The organism is Streptomyces sp. NBC_00075, assembly GCF_045041225.1.
In the GTDB taxonomy this organism is placed as follows: domain Bacteria; phylum Actinomycetota; class Actinomycetes; order Streptomycetales; family Streptomycetaceae; genus Streptomyces; species Streptomyces adonidis.
On sequence record NZ_CP108243.1, the window covers coordinates 11,586,279 to 11,605,138 of the forward strand.

General features: G+C 68.6%; 15 protein-coding genes. 4 read left to right on the forward strand and 11 right to left on the reverse strand.

The window, feature by feature from the left end:
* Positions 1-336 precede the first annotated feature (336 nt).
* The gene (locus OG787_RS51030) at positions 337-885 is read right to left on the reverse strand and encodes a GNAT family N-acetyltransferase (protein ID WP_405540295.1); all 549 of its coding nucleotides are present in this window, start codon (positions 883-885) and stop codon (positions 337-339) included.
* Between the two features lie 371 nt (positions 886-1,256).
* Between OG787_RS51030 and OG787_RS51035 the strand changes: the two genes are divergently transcribed.
* Complete coding sequence (locus OG787_RS51035) at positions 1,257-1,415, forward strand: hypothetical protein (RefSeq protein WP_369035279.1); 159 nt, start codon at positions 1,257-1,259, stop codon at positions 1,413-1,415.
* Positions 1,416-1,671: 256 nt separating this feature from the next.
* Positions 1,672-2,631: a DUF1152 domain-containing protein gene (locus tag OG787_RS51040; RefSeq protein WP_405540296.1), complete on the forward strand. Its 960-nt coding sequence runs from the start codon at positions 1,672-1,674 to the stop codon at positions 2,629-2,631.
* A gap of 80 nt (positions 2,632-2,711) precedes the next feature.
* Here the strand turns inward: OG787_RS51040 and OG787_RS51045 are convergent, their stop codons facing one another.
* The 8 genes from OG787_RS51045 to OG787_RS51080 form a co-directional block, all read right to left on the reverse strand.
* Positions 2,712-3,425, reverse strand: a complete 714-nt coding sequence (locus OG787_RS51045) for an AAA family ATPase (RefSeq protein WP_405540297.1) — start codon at positions 3,423-3,425, stop codon at positions 2,712-2,714.
* Positions 3,426-3,681: 256 nt separating this feature from the next.
* Positions 3,682-6,567, reverse strand: coding sequence for an MGH1-like glycoside hydrolase domain-containing protein (locus tag OG787_RS51050; RefSeq protein WP_405540298.1), 2,886 nt, complete (start codon positions 6,565-6,567; stop codon positions 3,682-3,684).
* A 520-nt stretch (positions 6,568-7,087) separates the two neighbouring features.
* Positions 7,088-7,846 (reverse strand): FG-GAP repeat domain-containing protein, encoded by a 759-nt coding sequence (locus tag OG787_RS51055; RefSeq protein WP_369035283.1) that lies wholly within the window; start codon positions 7,844-7,846, stop codon positions 7,088-7,090.
* Between the two features lie 617 nt (positions 7,847-8,463).
* Positions 8,464-8,649 carry a hypothetical protein gene (locus tag OG787_RS51060; protein WP_405540300.1) on the reverse strand — a complete coding sequence of 62 codons (186 nt, stop codon included), beginning with the start codon at positions 8,647-8,649 and terminating at the stop codon, positions 8,464-8,466.
* Between the two features lie 516 nt (positions 8,650-9,165).
* Positions 9,166-10,197 (reverse strand): hypothetical protein, encoded by a 1,032-nt coding sequence (locus OG787_RS51065; protein WP_405540301.1) that lies wholly within the window; start codon positions 10,195-10,197, stop codon positions 9,166-9,168.
* 18 nt (positions 10,198-10,215) lie between these two features.
* Entirely contained in the window at positions 10,216-11,364 is a 1,149-nt protein-coding gene (locus OG787_RS51070; protein ID WP_405540303.1) for a M4 family metallopeptidase, read from the reverse strand.
* A gap of 261 nt (positions 11,365-11,625) precedes the next feature.
* A complete protein-coding gene (locus OG787_RS51075) occupies positions 11,626-12,561 on the reverse strand; it encodes a transposase family protein (protein WP_405540304.1) in 936 nt (311 codons plus the stop codon).
* A gap of 117 nt (positions 12,562-12,678) precedes the next feature.
* Positions 12,679-13,527, reverse strand: coding sequence for a helix-turn-helix transcriptional regulator (locus OG787_RS51080; RefSeq protein WP_405540305.1), 849 nt, complete (start codon positions 13,525-13,527; stop codon positions 12,679-12,681).
* A gap of 139 nt (positions 13,528-13,666) precedes the next feature.
* On the opposite strand from OG787_RS51080, the gene OG787_RS51085 reads away from it, so the two are divergent.
* Complete coding sequence (locus tag OG787_RS51085; RefSeq protein ID WP_369032854.1) at positions 13,667-14,446, forward strand: NAD(P)H-dependent oxidoreductase; 780 nt, start codon at positions 13,667-13,669, stop codon at positions 14,444-14,446.
* Between the two features lie 108 nt (positions 14,447-14,554).
* Here OG787_RS51085 and OG787_RS51090 read toward each other — a convergent pair whose 3' ends face one another.
* Positions 14,555-16,165 (reverse strand): ISL3 family transposase, encoded by a 1,611-nt coding sequence (locus tag OG787_RS51090; protein WP_405540307.1) that lies wholly within the window; start codon positions 16,163-16,165, stop codon positions 14,555-14,557.
* Positions 16,166-16,308: 143 nt separating this feature from the next.
* Positions 16,309-17,898 carry a RecQ family ATP-dependent DNA helicase gene (locus OG787_RS51095; protein WP_405540809.1) on the reverse strand — a complete coding sequence of 530 codons (1,590 nt, stop codon included), beginning with the start codon at positions 17,896-17,898 and terminating at the stop codon, positions 16,309-16,311.
* Positions 17,899-18,309: 411 nt separating this feature from the next.
* On the opposite strand from OG787_RS51095, the gene OG787_RS51100 reads away from it, so the two are divergent.
* Complete coding sequence (locus tag OG787_RS51100) at positions 18,310-18,852, forward strand: hypothetical protein (protein WP_405540309.1); 543 nt, start codon at positions 18,310-18,312, stop codon at positions 18,850-18,852.
* Positions 18,853-18,860: the final 8 nt, after the last annotated feature.

Below are 18,860 nucleotides of genomic sequence, written 5' to 3' on the forward strand. Positions count from 1 at the left end.
CCGCCATCACCCGGGAAGCCGACGCTCGCCGCCGCGCCATGGCGGACCGGGGACAGAGCGACCGGCCACCGGCCACCGGCCCGGAGCCCTCCCCGGAGCGACTGCGACTGATCCAGCGCCTCGTTGAGGAGAGTCCGCGGCGCCAGGCCATGCACCCGCCTCCGAAGCCGCGCCGTCGCCGCATGCGGCAGTACTCCAGCGGCAACCTGAACCGAACGACGCGCGCACCGCACCTGCCGATGCAGCATCACCGTGACGACCCGACGTATCACCCGCAAAAGCCCCCGCACCAACGGGAGCAAGAGACACGGCTCCACGTCGTGAACCGACCAGTCCCTACGTCGGCATCACTCCGACGTCTTCAGCACGCCATTCCTCTTCGAGAATGCTGAATGTCAGGGAGTCCCGCCAGCCGTCCCGTATCCATGCCGTGTGTCGAAGGTGCCCCTCGTACGTCATGCCGAGCTTGGCCAGCACTCGGGCGGAACCGAGATTCCGCGGGTCACAGGTGGCGAAGATCCGATGAAGCCCCAACTGACCGAAGCCGTGTGAGAGAAGCCGGTGCCCGATTCCTGTGCCGATGCCCTGCCCCCAAACCCGTGGATGCACAATGTAGGAGATCTCGCCCTGGCGCTGAGTGTGACTGCGGACATGCAGTTCGCCCACCCCGACAACGTCGTCCCCGAAGCGCGCTGCATAGGCGAACCTCTGCTGGGGTGTGCTCGACCAAGCCTCGACGGCGGCCTTCACGAAATCGCGCGTCTGGTCCTCAGTGTTCGGTCCCCAAGGCTGGAAACGACAAGCCTCCGGGAGACAGGCCCACGAGTGAATGGCCTGCCAGTCATCAAACGAGATCTTGTCCAAGGCCACCGAGTGCAGACTCATGGGTTGATCTTGCCAACCCGAGTCGGCCGACGCTACGAGTTCAGAACACCTACCTGTGTGCACGATGGCAAAGCAGCGGCCAGTCGTACAGCGAGCCGTTTCCAACCCGCGGTGCACAGCCCCGCGCCCCGGCCGGTGAACCTACGTATTCGATTACGTAGTTCTACTGGAGACTCCGGAAGGCGGCGTTGGGAGACTCACCCCATGAACTTCCCGACGGAGCCGTGGTGCCACGCCGGGGAGCTTGCTGCCTCCCTACTGGACAACCGTCGCCAGCGGTCCCACGGGTAGCGAACGCTGTCCGGTCAGTAGAGCCCAGCCGAACATTGGAGAGTCCTCCGTTGGTTTCCAAGATTCGAGTCGTTCTGGGCATGCTCGTGCTCCTGGTGCTGGCCATCGGCGCCATCGCCCTGCTCGCGGCCGTGAAAGCCGACGCGACATGGTTCACGATCGTTCCGCTCGGCATCCTCGTTACCGGCGCGACCGTCGTCCAGTCGCTCGGATGGTTCGACAAAAAGGGCGGAAACTGACCTGGCGGCACACAGTCCTACTTGCAGCGCCCTGCGCACGGGCCACCAGCCAGAACACGCCCACGCTGCTGTTCCTGCGTCATCACTGCCTGCTGGTAGGCGAGGCGGGCCGCCCCGGTGCCGGACAGAGGCCGTCACCGTATGAGGCCGACTCTGACAGTCGAGTACGAGGGCCGTCACTCCTGTTGCTCCGCGACCTTGTCGTCGCGCGGTAACTCGGCAGCGCCCGGTGCCGCGTCCCGGGACAATGATCGTCATGACGTCTCTCGACTCCAACCCACTTTTTGCTCGGCTTGCCGATGCCGAACGCATCCTCGTCGCGGGAGCGGGCGGCGGCTTCGACATCTACTCCGGCCTGCCGTTGGCTCTTTCTCTCCTGCACCAGGGCAAGCAGGTGTATCTCGCGAACCTCTCCTTCAGCGCCCTCGACGGTCTTCCGATCGATGACTGGGCCGCCCCCGACCTGGCCGCGATCACTCCCGAATCCGCTCTGCACCAGAGCTATTTCCCGGAGCGGACCCTTGCCCAGTGGCTGCGCGGGCATGACTACCCGTCCACCGTGTACGCCTTCCCCCAGACCGGAGTGCGTCCGCTGCGCGCCGCCTACCAGGCACTGGTCGATCTGCACCGCGTCGACGCCGTGGTACTGGTCGACGGCGGTACGGACATTCTGATGCGCGGTGACGAAGCCGGGCTCGGCACTCCGGAAGAGGACCTGGCCAGCGTGGCGGCGCTGGCCGCGCTGGACGGCGTACCGACCCGGCTCGTCGTCTCGGTCGGCTTCGGTGTGGACGCGTACCACGGCGTGAACCATGTGCAGGTACTGGAGAACATCGCCGCGTTGGAGCGCGACGGCGCGTACCTCGGCGCCTTCTCGATACCGCGTGCCACCCGTGAGGGCGCTCTCTACCTCGACGCGGTGACACACGCTCAGCAGCACACCCCGGAGTACCCCAGCATCGTGAACGGTTCCATCGCGGCAGCCGTGCGCGGCTCGTTCGGCGACGTCCGGTTCACTGACCGCACCCGGGGCAGCGAGCTGTTCGTGAACCCGCTGATGTCCCTGTACTTCGCCTTCGAGCTGCCGGGCCTGGCGGCCCGCTGCCTCTACCTGGACCGGATCGAGGACACCCACCTGATGCGCCAAGTCCATTCGCGGATTGCCGAGTTCCGCGAATCCATCATCACTCGCCCACCCCGCAGCTTCCCGCACTAGCGACGAGGCCGACGGCGCGCTGCCCGGTGCCGTCGCTGCGCCCGCCATCGCCCGTGTGACAAGGGCTGAGGGGGACCTGCCTATGGTTCGAGGATGTGCCGCAGATAGGTGTGCGGGTCGGCGAGGTAGCGGCGCCAGTGATCCACGACGCCGAGTTCCTGCCAGACGGCCCTCCGCATGCCGTGCTCGCCGATCTCGATGATGTCCGCGCCCGGCAGTGCGGTCAGCAAGGGTGAGTGTGTGGCGCAGATGACCTGGCCGCCCTCCTTGGCCAACCGGTCGATGTGCCCGATCAGTTCGAGGCACGAGGAGAAGGAGAGCGCCGCCTCCGGCTCGTCGAGAACATAGAGCCCGGCGTGCAGGAACTTCCCGCGGAACGCCGCGAGGAAGCCCTCGCCGTGGCTGACATGGTCGGGGGAGAAGCCCTCCCTGTCCAGGGCGTCCAGCGCGGTCTCGGCCCGCAGGAAGAAGCCCTTGCGGGCCGACCAGCTGGTGGCCATACGCCGCCCGCGCCCCGAGGCGGCGTCGAACTTCATCCGCTCGCCGAGCGCCGACTTGCCGCGCGGGGAGGCGTAGCGCCAGTCGTGGGAGCCGCCATAGGAGTCCAGGCCGAACCCTTCGGCCAACGCCTCGACCAGGGTCGACTTTCCCGAGCCGTTCTCACCGACCAGAAAGGTGACCGGCGCGGTGAACCGCAGCCCTTCGTCGATCAACTGCCGGACACAGGGCACCGACCAAGGCCAGGTTTCGTCGTCGTACGAGGAGAGATGGGCATACGCGCGTTCGACAATCACGCAACCAGTGTCGCCCGGACTCGGAAGGCGTACGTGCACCCTGTGGCCGGCGTCAGTACCTCGCGCTCGTTGTCGCCCGGGCTCCGATCGGTCACGCAGCCGTTCCCACGCGTTGTGAGGCGGTGCCCTCAACGCCTCCGAGCTGAACGACGTGGGCGCCTGGCGGACCGGGGAACCCGCACTGGACTTCACGACGACGGCACTGCCGGCCTTCGCCCTGACTGCGCGCGGTGAAGGCCAGCAGACCCGGTGCTCCTCAGGGGGTGAGGTAGCAGCCCTTGCGCACACCGGGCAGTGGATCGGTGCCGAAGGCCGCCGTCGTACAACCGGTGCCGCCGGTGAACGTCTTGAGGACGAAGGCGCCCCGTGCGCCGTAGGCGACGGTCTGCTGGCCGCTGAAGGCGCACGTTCCGGCTTCGTCCGAGCAGGCAGTGGAGTAGCCGACCGGGCCGCCACTGGCCGTGTAGCAGGCCTTCGACTCACCGGGGATCGGATCGCCGAACGTGGCGTCGGTGCACGGGGTGTCGCCCGTGACGGTTCTCGTGGCGAACGCTCCGAAGGCGCCGTACATCACCGGCTGTCCCGCCGCGGCCGGGCATGTGCCGTTCTGGGACGCGCACTTGGTCCATCCACCGGCCGGGGCACCGTCGGGCGGCAGGTAGCAGGACTTGGCGACGCCGTCGATGGGATCGCCGAAGTGGGCGTTGGTGCAGGCGACGGAGCCGCCTGTGACCTGGTGGGCGAAGTTGCCGTTGGCGCCGTAGGCGACGTCACGGTTGTAGCCGGGTACGGCGCAGGTACCGCCTTCGGCGGCGCAGACGGTGTATCCGGGCGGGCCGCCCGCGTCGGCGACGTAGCAGGACTTGAGGAGATTCGCCGCCGGGTCGCCGCCGAAGGAGGCGTTGGTGCAGGCGGTACTGCCGCTCGCCGTCTTGTACCTGTACGTGCCCGCCCCGTAGGCCACCGCGCGGGTGCCGCTGAAGGAGCACGTACCGCCCTCGCCCGCGCACCGGGTGAAGCCCGCCCGCAGCGCACCGGTTCCCGGCTCGGCGGGCGGAGGAGGATTGCCCAGCCCTGCGGCGGTCAGGGTGTAGCTGCCCGGAGCGACGCCGGTCAGGTAGACGTAGGTGTCGTCCTGGCTTCCGCCGGTGATTCCCGCGGTGGGTGTGAAAGTCCCGTCGCTCCAGACGACGTTGCCGTTCACGGAGACGGAGATGTCGGAGCCGCCGAACTTCGGGACGCCGATACGGCCGTTGGTGCCGGCCGGGCTGGTGAGGTGCGCCGAGTAGGTGCCGGCGGCGGGCACGCGGGACCAGGACGCGTTGATCGCCCCCTGCGGCATGGTGATGCGGCCCTCGGCGCTGGTCAGGTCGCCGGGATGCGGGACGAAGCGGTACGCGCCGGTCGCCGACTCGGGCGTGGTGCCGAGCACGTCGAACGTGAGCGTGGAGGTGGGCGCGGACGACCAGCCATGGGCCAGGCTCATGAACGAACCACCGTAGGCGAGGCCGCCGTCGGCCCTGATGCCCTCCCAGAAGGTGCTCTTCGTACCGATGTCGCTGTTCAGCATGTGCCCCCAGGTACGGCGGATCTGCGCCAGGGCCGTGTGGTCGTCGTTGGCGGCGAAGTGGGCGTTCAGCTCCATCCCGCCGGCGAACGGCGAGACGTTGCCGCCCCATTCGGGGGTGGTGGGACCGTAGATGCCCCACCGGGTGGCGAGTTGACCGACGATGCTGCGCGACTTCGCGACGGAGTCGGTGAGCCCGTACCAGACCGCGAGCGAGTTGCCGTCCTGCGGGTACAGGCCGCTGGTCGGGTTGTCCTTGTACATGCCCTTCGAGGCGTCCCACAGACGGGAGTTGGCGGCGGCCTTGACGGCGTCCGCCTTGGCGGCCCAGTTCGCGGCGAGCGCGCTGTCGCCCTTGACCTGGGCCAGGGTGACGCCGTCCTTGAGCGCGGCGTACAGCAGTGCGTTGGCGGAGATGTTCTCGCCGCCCTGGCCGACCCGGGCCCAGTCCTGGGTGCGGGTCACGTTGAGCAGGTTGTTGCCGTCGATCTTGTCGATGATGAAGGCCATCCCGCGCGTGTAGTTCGCCCATTGGGAGTCCAGCCACGTCCGGTCGCCGGTGTAGGTGTAGTACGTGGCTGTGCCCAGCAGGGTCCAGGTGTGGTAGGTGTCCGAGCCGGTGAGGTTGAACGGCGGGCCCGACCAGGGGATTTCGCCCTGTGCCGACTGCGCGTCGTACATCGTGGTGAGCGCGTTGCGGGTCGAGGTGAGGTCGCCCGAGTACGCGTACTGCGTGGGTACGGCGATGCCCAGGTCGCCGGGCCACACCGTGCGGTCACGTTTGGCCCCGTCGACCAGGACGGAGTCGCCGACGCCGACGGTTGCCGCGTTGTCCCACTCCGTGGCCGGCGGGGGCCAGGCGCGGCCCTGGTCGGAGGCGATCGTGTTGAGCTGCACCGTGTAGGCCCCGGCGTACCAGATGCGGTTGAGCAGGTCGTCGCTGGAGTGGAAGTAGTTGGCGTAGTCGGCCGGATCGGCCTTGCCCGGATCCGCGGTGAAGTCGAGGCTCACGCCCGTGAGGTCCACCCAGCCCGAGGTGTCGAGGAAGACGGTGAGGTAGCGGAAGCCGCCGCGCTGTCTCGCGGTGGGCATCGTGTAGGTGCCGCCCGCGGAGGCCGTGGCGTAGAGGGCCCCGTCCTCGCCGTCGCGGCCGCTGCTGCGGTCACTGTTGTTGCCCACGTACAGGGACGACTCGCTGAAGGCCAGGCCCACGCGTTGGCCGCTGCCGCTGGTGGCGCCGAAGGACAACGTTGCCACTCCGCCGACCTCTTTGCCGAAGTCGAGCGTGACGGCCGACTGCGAGCCCGAGATCCGCGTCGGCTGTCCGCCGAGGACGTTCTGTGGGTTCGCGACGCTGCCGGACGTTCGGAAGACGGCGGTCGGCTTGAGGGTGCGGGAGGTCGGCGAGTAGTTCAGGTCGTCAAGGGCCGCCTTGCTGACGCCCGTCGGGGTGACCGGGGCCGCAGCGGAGACGGACGGCGCGGGCCCTGCGGCCAGCACGGCAGCCGCGACCACGGCGAGGCTGAGCAAGTGGTACCGGCCTGGCGTTCTGCTCAGCGGGGAACGACGGCGCATGGGAACCTCCCGGAACGGGTGCGGGAACACGGAGACGTCGAGGCCTACGTATGAAACGATTCAAATCTGTGACGCATGGGGCTCAGCGACTGATCGGACAGTGGGACGCACGAGGAGACTCGCCGAAGTGCCATCGATGATGGGCGCCTGAAAACGGGGTGTCAACCCGTCACGGTCTCCGCGAACAGCCTTTGAAATGAGGCCTGTTGGGAGCATTGACAGGGTCCCGCGAAGCCGATTCACTTCCCCGGAGGCAGGTATGGACCAGTGCAGGATTCCCGCCCGGCCGCCGGAGTCCCATCGTGGAATCGAGGCGAGCGACGATGTCTCTGCATGACTCTGACAGCGTCAATCGTCATCGGGCAGGCGATCGCGGCTCGTCGGCCTTCTGCTGGCGGCGGCTCTCGCGTGTGCGGCGTCGGCCGTCCCGGCCGCGATGCCCGGGTCCGCTGTCACCCCGGTGGGCGGCGCCGACCGTTCCTCAGCCTCGCGTGCACGCACACGCACGCACCAGCAGAGGTCAGCCCTGGCCACCGGCCTTCCCGCACTCGGGGTAGAACGTTTTCAGGCCCGAGTCGGGCATGTTGCTCGGGGTGTCGTCATCGGTCTGTTCCGCGTAGGCCCTGTACCTGCTCGTGTCGCCGGTCGCGTCGGCAAGCCCGGTGTCCCCGTCGCCGAGGCGTGCCTCTGTCTGGTAGACGCCGTCGCCGGCGTAGCTGAACACCGCGAGATCGGGGTAGGGGTCGTGATCGTAGTCGGCCACGGTGATGCCGCGGGTCTCGCCGAGGTCGAGCCGGCGGGTGTGCTGTCCCTGTCCGGAGGCCGAGAAGGGGCCCGAGACCAGCTCGTCCACGGTCGGCTCGATCGCGTCGTCTCCCTGGATCTGCCCGGTGGCCACGACGACCAGGTCGCTCCACCCGTCGCCGTCGAAGTCGGCCACCGCGGCCAGCACGTCCTTCTCGCCGCTGCCGGAGCGGCCGACCAGCTTCCGTACGCCGACCGGGGTGCCGTAGCCCGTTTCCTTGCCGAACGCGATGGTCAGTCGAGCACCGGTGTGGGAGGGATCGGAGACGCGGTCAGTGAGGCCGTCGCCGTCGATGTCCGCCAGCAGATCCCCCGACGGCGTCACGCATGAGAGGACCGAGGGACTGCCCGTGGGACGCGGAGGTGCCCCCTCGACAGCCTCACCGCAGGCGCCGAGCAGGACCACGGCCGACACCAGACCGGCCGCCCGCCGGAACAGCTGTGCAGGTCCGCTGGGACGGCTCGTTGTTCGCATGACTGTGACAAGCACCTTTCAGACAACGGGAGATGACCGCTGAAGCCCCGGGCCCAGGCGGCAACGCCACCGCCGGGAACGGCCGAGCCTACTGACTCGCAGCAGGTGCCGATCGAGGGGCCCGCGCCGGATCGGACCTTCCGCCGTCCAGCCCTGCACACCAAGGGCATGGCCATGGCTGGATTGAGGGCCGCTGCCCGCTTCTGGTTCGTCTGTGAAAGGTGTCCCAAGGTCACTCGGCACCTTCCCGTTGGGCGCGCGAAGGAAGACCGTGGCTCGTCGAACTGCCGTGCTCACAGGCGCCGGAGGAAGTGGCTGTGACCTCGTTCGCGGATCCCCTGAGATCGTCCGCGCCCGCTGCGCGTACAACGGCGGGACATCTCGCGGACCTTGCCACGGATGCGGGTCCCCGATCCGAGGATCGGAGAGGAGGCTTCGGCGAGCATGCACGGCGGCAGGCTGGTCACCGAACGACTTCCCGGCCCGTCGGCCTTCTCCCGCGTCTGCGGCTTGCCGGATCTTCCGGTTCGGTCAGGGTGGTTTCCGAGTGGCCGCCTGGAGGGCGGCGAGTACCGAGCGGTGGCCGGGCCTGTGCCGTCGCTCGTGCGCTGCCAGACCTACGCCACCTTGAACTCGATCTGGGTGATGGCCGGCCCGTCGCCGGTGACCTGGCCGTCAGTGATGGGCTCGGTCCAGGAGCCGTCCTTTTGGAGTTTTGCCAAAACGGTGGGGGAGAGGCTGACCGTGATCTGGATGCCGCCCCCGGCGGACGGGGCACGGTCGATACGAACGTCATTGCTCATGCCGACGAAGCTACCTCCAACTTGCCGGTCGGCATGGGCCGTTGGCGTTTTGCCCAAGGTCGTGAGGCTACGGGTCGATCGGTCCTGCCAACAGGATGCCGTTCGTCCGTAACTGCCGAACTCCAGCGTCGGCCCAACCAGTTCACGGTGCCCAGAGCCCATTGAAAAGGCCTGGGAATGGTCTGGGCCTCAGGACACCTTCAAGCGCCGTCACCCGAGCTCTTCACGCGCTTCAGCAGGTCACGCCACCCGGCTGCCACGCTCCCGCGGATTTCCTTGGCTGTGTCACCTTCTCCGGGAGGCCGGTCCTTCCAGGGCGGGAAGCCGGGAGGACGAAGCCTCGAATTCGCCCGTCCCCAGTTCCTATCGGCATGGGCGAAGGCATACCGGGAGGCGCCTTCTCTCCATTTCTCGCCGAGCGGCTGACCGACGGCTGGTAGTACTGCTCCGCGGCCAGGCGGGTTCGCAGGACCGCAACTGTTCTGGAGCAGGCCTGAACAGGCACCTGGCGCAGCCTCAATTGGTTCCGGTCGGGCGGGCGCGATAGGGGTTGAGGCTGATGTCTCGCTCAGGGTCGGGGTGTTGAGCGAGCTGAGTGATCAGGTTCCACATCGTGCGCTCGCCGGCCAGGTCGGGTGGCAGTACAAGACCCAGTGCTTCGGCAAGGGGCTTGCGGCCGACGTTGACCAGGGCACGTACGGCCGCCGCCCACTCGTCCGTGGCGGTGACGGCAGAGCGGTACCAGAGCGGGATCAGACAGCTGAGCACCGCGATGGTGACCAGCAGCACCGTGGTCTCGGCACGGGCCGAGGCCAGCGAGGCAGCCGCCGTGGCAGCGATTGCCGCGTGGCCGACCAACAAGGCGACGAAGAAGTCGACGCTGGTACGCGCCAGCTCGACTTGCCGCCGGATCTCTTCGGGGGCGGTTCCGGTGAGCTCGTTCCACAGCACCTGGGTATCGAGGCAGAACCGGCTGTCGCCGTACTCCTCGAAGCGGCGGATAGCGTTGCCCAACCGTGTGGGCAGGATCTGCCCGTCGTCGACCGGGTACCGGGCCAGTCGCTCCTCAAGCAGTGCCCGCTGAGGTGCGGTGCGTTGGCGGTCCTTGCGTGCGACCCGCGCAAGGCGGCGATCGTCGCGGAGTTCCTCCAGCCGCGTCGCTTCTTCGGGAGGAAGGGCGCCTTCCCGCTGTTCGAGGCGCTCGAGCCCCAGCAGCGCAATGCGGTCCGAGAGATGCCATTTGATATCGGCCTGGTGCCCGCAGGCGCGACGGTAGGCGCGGTTGGGCCACAGGAGATAGCCCTCCAGAATTCGGTACAGCGGGTTTTGCAGGGCGCTGAGCACGATGCCGATGAGGACTGCCCCCGTGAGCAGCAGGAGCGCGGTGCCGGTCCTGGTTGTGGGCCAGAGGCGCGCGATCAGGTCGGTGTGGCGCAGGCTGGGTGCGACGGCGTAGAAGGCGACGCTCAGGTTGAGCGCGGTCGGCAAGATCCAGCCCACCAGAAGCGTCCATGCCCCGCTGAGCACTCCTTTGGCAATGTCTCCCACGCCGCAGATTCCCCTGTGCTATCCGCCGCTGGCAGGTGGGGGTGGACGAACGGGTCGCCTGGGCGGAATCCATTCCCTGTTGCCCCCTATACGTGGACCGGGTGGAGTGTATCCGTCGGAGTTCACCCCGACGTGCTGCCAGGCCTTCAGCACCGCCCGCAGTTCGGCCCCGTCGCCGTACCGTGCCCTCGCCGCGGCGACGGTCAGCGTGGCGAAGTCGGTGAACTGTGCCTGTGCGCCCAGTTCGCCGCCGGTCAGCACGTCGTACCAGATCTGCCCGGCCCGCTCCCACGCATGGCCGCCCAATTCGGTGGCGAGGAGATAGAAGGCGTGGTTCGGGATTCCGGAATTGATGTGGACGCCGCCGTTGTCCCGTCCCGTGCGGACATAGTCGTCCATGGTCGCGGGCTGGGGGTCCTTGCCGAGAAGGTCGTCGTCGTACGCCGTCCCAGGGGCCTTCATCGAGCGCAGTGCGACGCCGGTGACGCGCGGGGCGAGCAGGCCCGCGCCGATCAGCCAGTCGGCCTGGTCGGCGGTCTGGCCGAGCGAGTGCTGCTTGATGAGCGAGCCGAAGACGTCCGACATGGACTCGTTGAGCGCGCCCGGCTGGCCGAAGTACGTCAGGTTCGCGGTGTACTGCGTGACGCCGTGGGTCAGCTCGTGGCCGATGACGTCGATGGGGAGGGTGAAGTCGAGGAAGATCTCGCCGTCGCCGTCGCCGAACACCATCTGCTCGCCGTTCCAGAAGGCGTTGCCGTAGTCCTCGTCGAAGTGGACGGTGGCGTCCAGCGGCAGGCCCTCGCCGTTGATCGAGTTGCGGCCGTACACCTTCAGGAAGAGGTCGAAGGTGGCGCCGAGACCGGCGTAGGCACGGTTCACGGTGGCGTCCTGCCCCGGGTCGGAGCCCTCGGAGCGGACGAGCGTGCCGGGCAGGTCCTGGCGGTGCTCGGCGTCGTAGATGGACCGCAGCGGCTTCTCGTCCGCCAGGGGCGCGGCGGCCACGCTCGGGGCGCCGAGGACCGTGGTCAGGCGGCGGTGGGTGCGCTGGTAGGCGTCTCGCTCCAGGGTGCGGCGGGCGGGACCGGCGAGCACCGGGTCGTCGGCCTGGGCCATCTTGTCGAGGACGTGCGGCGGGATGATCGTGCAGAAAACCGGCGTAATGTCCATGCCTTCGCCCCCCCCCGCGTGCCCTGCCTGTGTAATCCTTCATACCGTCAGCGGAACGGTTCCATCACCCGGTCGACGAAACTATTCGTTGATCGCATGAAGGTCGGATCGTTGGCCGACAACGAAGCGGCCTTCGTAACCAGCGCGCCAAACAGGCAGTCAACTTTGCAGAAACGCCCCCGGCCGTTGAAGTCGAAGGCGCCTTACGAGCTAGTGCACGGTTGGACGCGTCACGTCGAAGGCTGCGGATTCGTCCTGGGTTCACACCCGGGAACTGCTGGGCCGGGTGGCGGTCTGCTGGTGTGAGAGGAGTCCGGCGACGGCTTGGAGGATGTCGCTCATGTGCTCGCGGCGGCCGTGGCGGCGGGCGAGAGAGCGCCAGTTCTTCAAGTGTGCGATGCCGTGCTCGACACGGATGCGACGTGAGGAGTGCGCTTCGCGCTGCTGCTCGAGCCTCTCCTCGTACCAGGCGGGCGCGTTCTTCTTGAACTTGCGGTGGGGTGGTGTCACCACCCGTCCGCCGGTCTGCGCGCCCATGCCCTGGTATCCGGCGTCCGCGAGGATCTCCAGGAACGGACCATCGGCCAGGAGTTCGATCAGTCCGAACTGGCGGGCCTGGGTGATGTCGGCACAACTGCCCGGCCGGACCGGACTGCAGAACAGCACGCGCCCCTCGGTGTCCGCGAGGACCATGGACTTCACGGCGTTCTGCTTGGTCTTGCCGGAGACGGACTTGTCCCTGCCCTTGCTGCCGGCGGCCGGGTGTCGCACGCGGATCTCCGTGCCGTTGATAATCCCGGTCTGCCCTTCGGTGTCCAAGTGCTCGATGACCTCGGCGAGAGTGCACAGCCGGACGCCCGGCGCGACGGTGCAGCCTCGTTGCGCGAGCAGCGGCCTCACCTCGTCGATGGCGCGGGTGATCGTGGAGCGGTCCACGCCGAACCAGCAGGCCAGTACGTCATGAGTGGTGCCATGGCGCAGATTCACCAGGGTGGCCAGCAGCCGGTCAACAAAGACGAACTTGTGCTTCGCCCCGGCTTCCACAGCTCGCCGCCACGGCCGAGCCGCGAGCCGAGCCTGATGCTGGTCGTGCCACAACAGCCCTACTTCCGCGATGAGTTCACCAATCACATCCGGCGAGAGCCCCGTGACCCGGTACTCCGCCACGATCAACCCACGCGCCCCAGTCCGCATCATGCACAGTTCAACGAGCCGCCCGGGCACCGAGCCACGGCCAACTGTGCACGAGGTCGTTAGGCCGGGGACCGGAAAGCCGTCACTGTTGAGGCATTCCCGGCGGTGGGCTTCGTTGAGTTACTCGCGGACGTGAGCGTTCACTGTGGGATGCGCGTCACCGCTGTCCGCGCCCAGGCCCGTGAGCAGGCGCAGCCCGTCCTCGGCGGGGCTGCCGGGGGCCGCGGACAGCACCAGCAGCTCCATGCCTGATTCATCCGGTAGTGCGAAGTTCTCTTGGTGCAGTTCCAGCAGTCCGACCAGCGGGTGCCGGTACGCCTTGCGTCCATGTGTGCGGGCACGCACGTCCGCGCGGGCCCAGAGGCGGCGGAAGCGCTCGCTGCCCATCGCCAACTCGCCGATGAGCGAGGCCAGGCGGAGGTCCTCTGAGTATTTGCCGGCGGCCAGGCGCAAGTGCCCGACCACGTCGAGGGTGCATTTCTCCCAGTCCGCGTAAAGGCCGCGCTCGGCCTCCTCGAGGAAGATGTGCCGGGCGGTGTTCAGGCCCGGCATCGGCCGGCCGTAGAGGAGCCCGGCGAGGCGGTTTCCGGCGAGCACCTCCAGGCGGTGGTCCATGATCAGCGCGGGTGCGTCGGCGACCAGGTCGAGGACGCGCAGCAGCTCCGGCCGGACCCGCCCGCCCGGAGCCTTCGCACGGCGACGGCGCTGCCGGGCGAGCCGGTAGAGGTGCCCGCGTTCGGTCTCGTCGAGGCCGAGGACGCGGGCGAGCGCGTCGAGGACCTGCTCGGAGGGCTGGGTCGCGCGGCCCTGCTCCAGACGTACGTAGTAGTCGACGCTGACTCCGGACAGGTGCGCGACCTCTTCTCGGCGCAGCCCTTCGACCCGGCGGCGGCTGTCGGTGAGGATGCCGACGGCCGCCGGGTCGACCCGGGAACGCCGGGTCCGCAGGAAGCCCGCAAGATCGTCCATGCCCCCAGTATGGCCTCGGTGGTGCTCGCGCAAGGTGGTCCTGCCAATACCAGGAAGTCCTTTCCGATGGAAGAGGCGTCCCTGAACGCCGGGCGCCGTGGCGCCCAGAATCCAAGGCACCCGATCCGAAGGAGTTCCCATGAAAACGCTGATCGTCTACGCGCACCCGGAGCCGAAGTCGCTCAACAGCTCTCTGAAGGACCTCGCGGTGTCCACATTGGAGACAGCCGGGCACGAGGTACGGGTGAGCGATCTGTACGCGATGAACTGGAAGGCGGTCGTGGACGCCGCGGACTACGGTCCCGACGCTTCAAGTCCGCTGAAGGTCGCCCTGGACTCGGGCCGGGCCTTCGACGCCGGGACGCTCACCCCGGACGTCCTTGCCGAGCAGGAGAAACTGCTGTGGGCCGACACGATCATCTTCCAGTTCCCGCTGTGGTGGTACACGATGCCCGCGATCCTCAAAGGCTGGGTGGACCGGGTGTTCACCTACCACTTCGCGTACGGCGTCGGCGAGCACAGCGACACCAGGTACGGCGAGCGCTTCGGCGAAGGCACCCTCGCAGGCAGGAAGGCTCTGCTGTCGGTGACCGCCGGCGGCCCGGAGTCGCATTACGCCCCTCGCGGGATCAACGGCCCCATCGACGATCTACTGTTCCCGATCCACCACGGCATCCTCTACTACCCGGGCATCGAGGTGCTGCCGCCATTCGTGCTGTATGGCAGCGACCGGATGACCAGCGAGGGCTACCCGGACGTCGCCAAGGCCTGGGAGGAGCGCCTGCTCACTCTGGAGTCGACCGAGCCGATCGCGTTCCGGCGGCAGAACCTCGGTGACTACGAGATCCCCTCGCTGCACCTGAAGGAGGGACTGGAGCCCGCGGGCCGCACGGGTTTCGGGCTGCATGTGCGCGGTTAGTCGCCGGCCCGACACCCCGAGCTGGGCGCAGGTGGTTCTGTACGTGGGAGCTGGGTTCTGGCACAGATCTTGGGCTCTGTCGCTGATTTGGGGGTGGTGGCTGGTTGATCAAGGTGACAGGAGGATGCGGCGTCGTAGGAGGTCGGAGTTGGCCCGGCCGTACATCTGTCTCTTCAGCGGATTGATTCTGGTGACGTTGCCTTCGACCGCTCCCGAGGTGAAGATGCTGGTCAGGGCGGCGAGCAGGGCTGCGCGGTCGCGGCGTATGCCGGCGGCCAGGGTACGGAGTTCTCGTTGCCCGTCGAGGCGGACGTCGGCGGGCCAGACGTCGAGGGACAGGTGCTCGCTGCGGCGTTCGCGCACCATCGAGGCCAGTCGCTGGGCGTACTGGGTGGTCGTGGCCGGCACAGGGCTGCGTTCGCACAGCTCGTCGAGGCATTTGCGTTCGGTGTCGGTGGGTTGCTGGGGCCGGCGCATGATCCAGTCGGTGACCCGGCGGACGGTCAGACGGGGCAGCGGGGCATCCGCCGGGATCGTCCCGGTGCGGTAGGGCCGCAGGTGGCGGCGGACGGTGTTGACGTCTCCGCGGTGGCCGAGCTGCTGGATCTCCCGGGTGAGTGCGGCAGCGTTGGTGCAGCCCTCCATCCAGCGGTGGTGCAGGTAGAGCCGGTAGTCGTCGATCATGCTCGGGCGGTCGGTTGCCGCGTCGAGAAGTTGCTGGACTTCGGCGGCCCGGGCGAAGCGCAGGACGGTGCCGCGGCTGAGGTGGAGTTCACGGGCGATGGCTCGCAGGCTGTCGCCGTGTTCGTGGATCTGCTGGTGGCGTTCCCGGGTGCGGGCGACCAGCGGTCGAGGCCGTCCGTGCACGTTCAGCTCGTCCAGGGCGGTGGGGTGGACGCCTGCGGATGGGTGGATGCCGTCCAGGTTGGGCTGGAGTGTGAGGGGTTCGCGCAGATCGGCGCGGTGTCGTCCGACGACTCGCTCGACGGCCTCGGCGAAGGTGTGCAGCAGGTGCCAGGCGTCGGCCACTCGCCCGGCCTGTGGTGCACCGGCGTGGGCGCCGTCGCGGAAGGAGCCGGCGCGGTCGCGGCAGACGATCTGGACCTGAGGGTGTTCGCGAAGCCAGGCCGCGAAAGTGTGCGCGGTGCGGTCCGCGAGGATGTCGACGGGGCGCCGGGTGTTCATGTCGACGAGGATCGTCGCGTAGGTCCGGCCGCGGCGCACGGCGAACTCGTCGACGCCCAGACACGGGACAGATTCCGGCGCCGGGACGGGCAGCGCGCGCAGCAGGCGGAACAGGGTCTCCTTGCCGGTGGTCACAGCCAGGCGCCCGCACAGATTGGCTCCCGCACGTCCGCCCAGAAACAAGGCGATGTCCGTGAGCTGAGCGGTGAGGGCATTCGTGCGGCGGGCATGTCGACGCGTCAGGTCCGGTATCTGCTCGGTGAACGTCCGACGCCCGCAGCTGCCGTTACCGCACACGAGACGACGTGCCCGCAGATCGAGTCGCACCTGACGGCCAGCGACGGGACGGTCCGCCAGACACCGCTGGTAGTAGCAGTGCACACGCGAGGATCTCCATCCACATCCCGGACAGGCGGCCGACCCCACCCTGGACCGCACAGAAAGCCGGACCTCAGTGTCCCCAAGAACCACTGCTTCCACCGCCGCCCCAACCCCCGGAAGGAGAAGGTCGGCGAGGCGAACCACATCCCCCACACCGAGGTGATGCCCACCTGCTCTTGATCCTCACGCACCCCCAAATCAGCGACAGAGCCCGGAACTTGTGCCAGAGCCCTCACTCAGATACAAAGCCACGCGGGGCTGTATGCGGTGCTGCGGCGGGCTGACCGGGCTTCCAACTAGGAAGCGGCTGTGAGCAGGTTCTTCTCCAGGATCACCGGTAGTGACAGGGTTCGGTAGCCGACCGAGGCGAACAGGACGGTGATCCGGTTCTCCTCCTCGCTGAGGACCTCGCCGTCACCCCACTGCGGGTGGTGGACCGCGGTGCCGGGCGGGAACGGGTGGTCGTGGCGTGTGGGTGAGGCGGTCCGGGGGCGGGACAGGCCGGGGACGGCGGCGACTGCGGCTTCGGCGTCGGTGGGCCGCTGTTCGCATCGGTCGCAGTTGCCGCAGGGGGAGTTGAGGCGCTCGCCGAAGTAGCCGAGCAGGAAACGCCGTCGGCAGCCGGTGGTCTCGGCCAGGCCGCGCATCATGTCGACCCGGGAGCGTTCCATGCTCTCGTGCGCGGTGCCCAACTCCATGGCCCGCGTGGCGGTTTCCTCCGCGTCGGCCCCGGGGACCGGGGCCACCTTTCCGCGTTCCGTGGTGAGGGCTCCGGCACTCTCCAGGAGGTTGAGGACGGCGGTCAGCCGGCCGGCGGACAGGCCGGTCTCTTCCTGGAGTTCCGTCGGTGTCAGCGGGGTCGCACGGTCTCGTACGAGGCGGGAGACGTCGGCGATGGTGTCCGCGTCCGGGCGGCCGGTGGAGAAGAACTTCTGGAGGCCCAGGTCCTCGACGCGGTAGTGCAGGATGGCCCGGGACGGCTCGCCGTCCCGGCCCGCCCGGCCTATCTCCTGGTAGTAGGCGTCGAGGGACCCGGGCACCGAGGCGTGCAGCACGAACCGTACGTCGGGCTTGTCGATGCCCATGCCGAATGCCGAGGTGGCCACCACCACGTCCAACTCGCCGCCGAGAAAGCGGTCGTGGACCGCGCTGCGGTCGGCCGACCGGCTGCCCGCGTGGTAGGCGGCGGCGCTCAGGCCGAGTTCGCTCAGCTCGGCGGCGTACGCATCGGCGTCCTTGCGGGTGGCGACGTAGACGATGCCCGGCTTGGGCTCGGCCGCAGCCCGCTCCACCACGGCGCGCCGCTTGGCCGCGTTGTCCAGGAAGTGGGTGACCTCCAGGCGGATGTTGGGCCGGTCGAACCCGGCCACCACCTCGTGGGCCTTGCGCATGCCGAGCTGCTCGACGATGTCGGCGCGCACCGGCGCGGCGGCGCTGGCGGTGAGGGCGAGGATGGGAGGGCGCCCGATGCTCTCGGCGGCCTGCCGGAGCCTGAGGTAGTCCGGTCGGAAGTCGTGGCCCCAGGAGGACACGCACTGCGCCTCGTCCACGACGAAGAGGGACGGTCTCAGCGCGGCCAGCCGCTCCAGCACGTCCTGCTTGGCGAGCTGTTCCGGGGCGAGGAAGAGAAACCGGGCCGTTCCGTTGCTCACGCTCTGCCATGCCTGCTCGTTCTGCGCCCTGGACATCGACGAGTTGACGGCGACGGCGGTCTGGCCGCTGCTGCGCAGCAGTCCGGCGATCTGGTCCCGCTGGAGAGCGATCAACGGTGACACGACGAGCGTCGGACCGGGGAGCAGCATGCCCGGCACCTGGTACACCGCCGACTTGCCCGAGCCGGTCGGCATCACCACCATGGCGTCCCTGCGGCGCATGACCGCTTTCATCGCGGTGAGCTGGCCGGGACGCAACTCGTCCCATCCGAAGGCCACCCGCGCGGCTCTGCGGAGACGGCGGGCGACGAACAGGCTGATCGGCAAAGGGACTCCCGAAGCGGTTGCGCGCGACCGGGGCGGAACCGGACGGGCGGTGGTGGGTCTAGTGCCCGCCCCGGCCCGAAGCAGTCCGATCGCCAGGCGCGGACTGCGACGGCACGCTCGCGGCAGGCCGGCGAGCGTCACGAAGGCGTTCAGGGGCTTTTGCCTCGACCGTGTTGCCGGGCACGGCCAGCACGTCCTTGCCCATCTGCGCGGCGCAAGGAGCCCAGGCTGCGGCTTACGGAGACCGCCCCGGCTGACCGGGGCCCCGCTGCGGCCTGACGCAGCACATGACCGGCGGGGGAGCTGACCCTCGGGGCGGTGCTGGCGCGGCTGGAGGAGCGGGAACGGGAGATCGCCGCGCAGGCCAAGACGACGAGGGAGCAGATCGCACAGTTGACCGCACGGCTGGACGAACTCGGCCGGGCCGCCGAGGAGGTCCGGATCACCCGCAAGACGCTGCTCGAGCTGCCCGATTCGGCACCGTCCGCGCCGCCGGCACCGAAGCTGCCGGACCAACCGGCCTACCAGCAGATCATGGCGGTGTTCGCCGCGTCCGACGCGCCGCTGCGGGCACGGCAGGTGTGCGAGGCAATGGACCTGGAGATCGCGCCCAACAACATCGACAACACCCGTCTGTCGCTCAAGCGGCCGGCCGAGCGCGGAATCCTGGCCGAGACCGAGCAGGGCTTGTTCACCCACCCGCGGCTGCAGCCGCCCGGCGACGCTGCGGCCTGGCCGCTTGCCCCTCCCGAAAGAGGGAAACGGACATCAACTCACGCCCTACCCCTCTGGCAGCGGGCGGGCCAGCCATTCCTCGTCCCCTCGATCGAGCTGATCGTCTCGTGCCCTCGTTCGCCCTGATTGCGGCA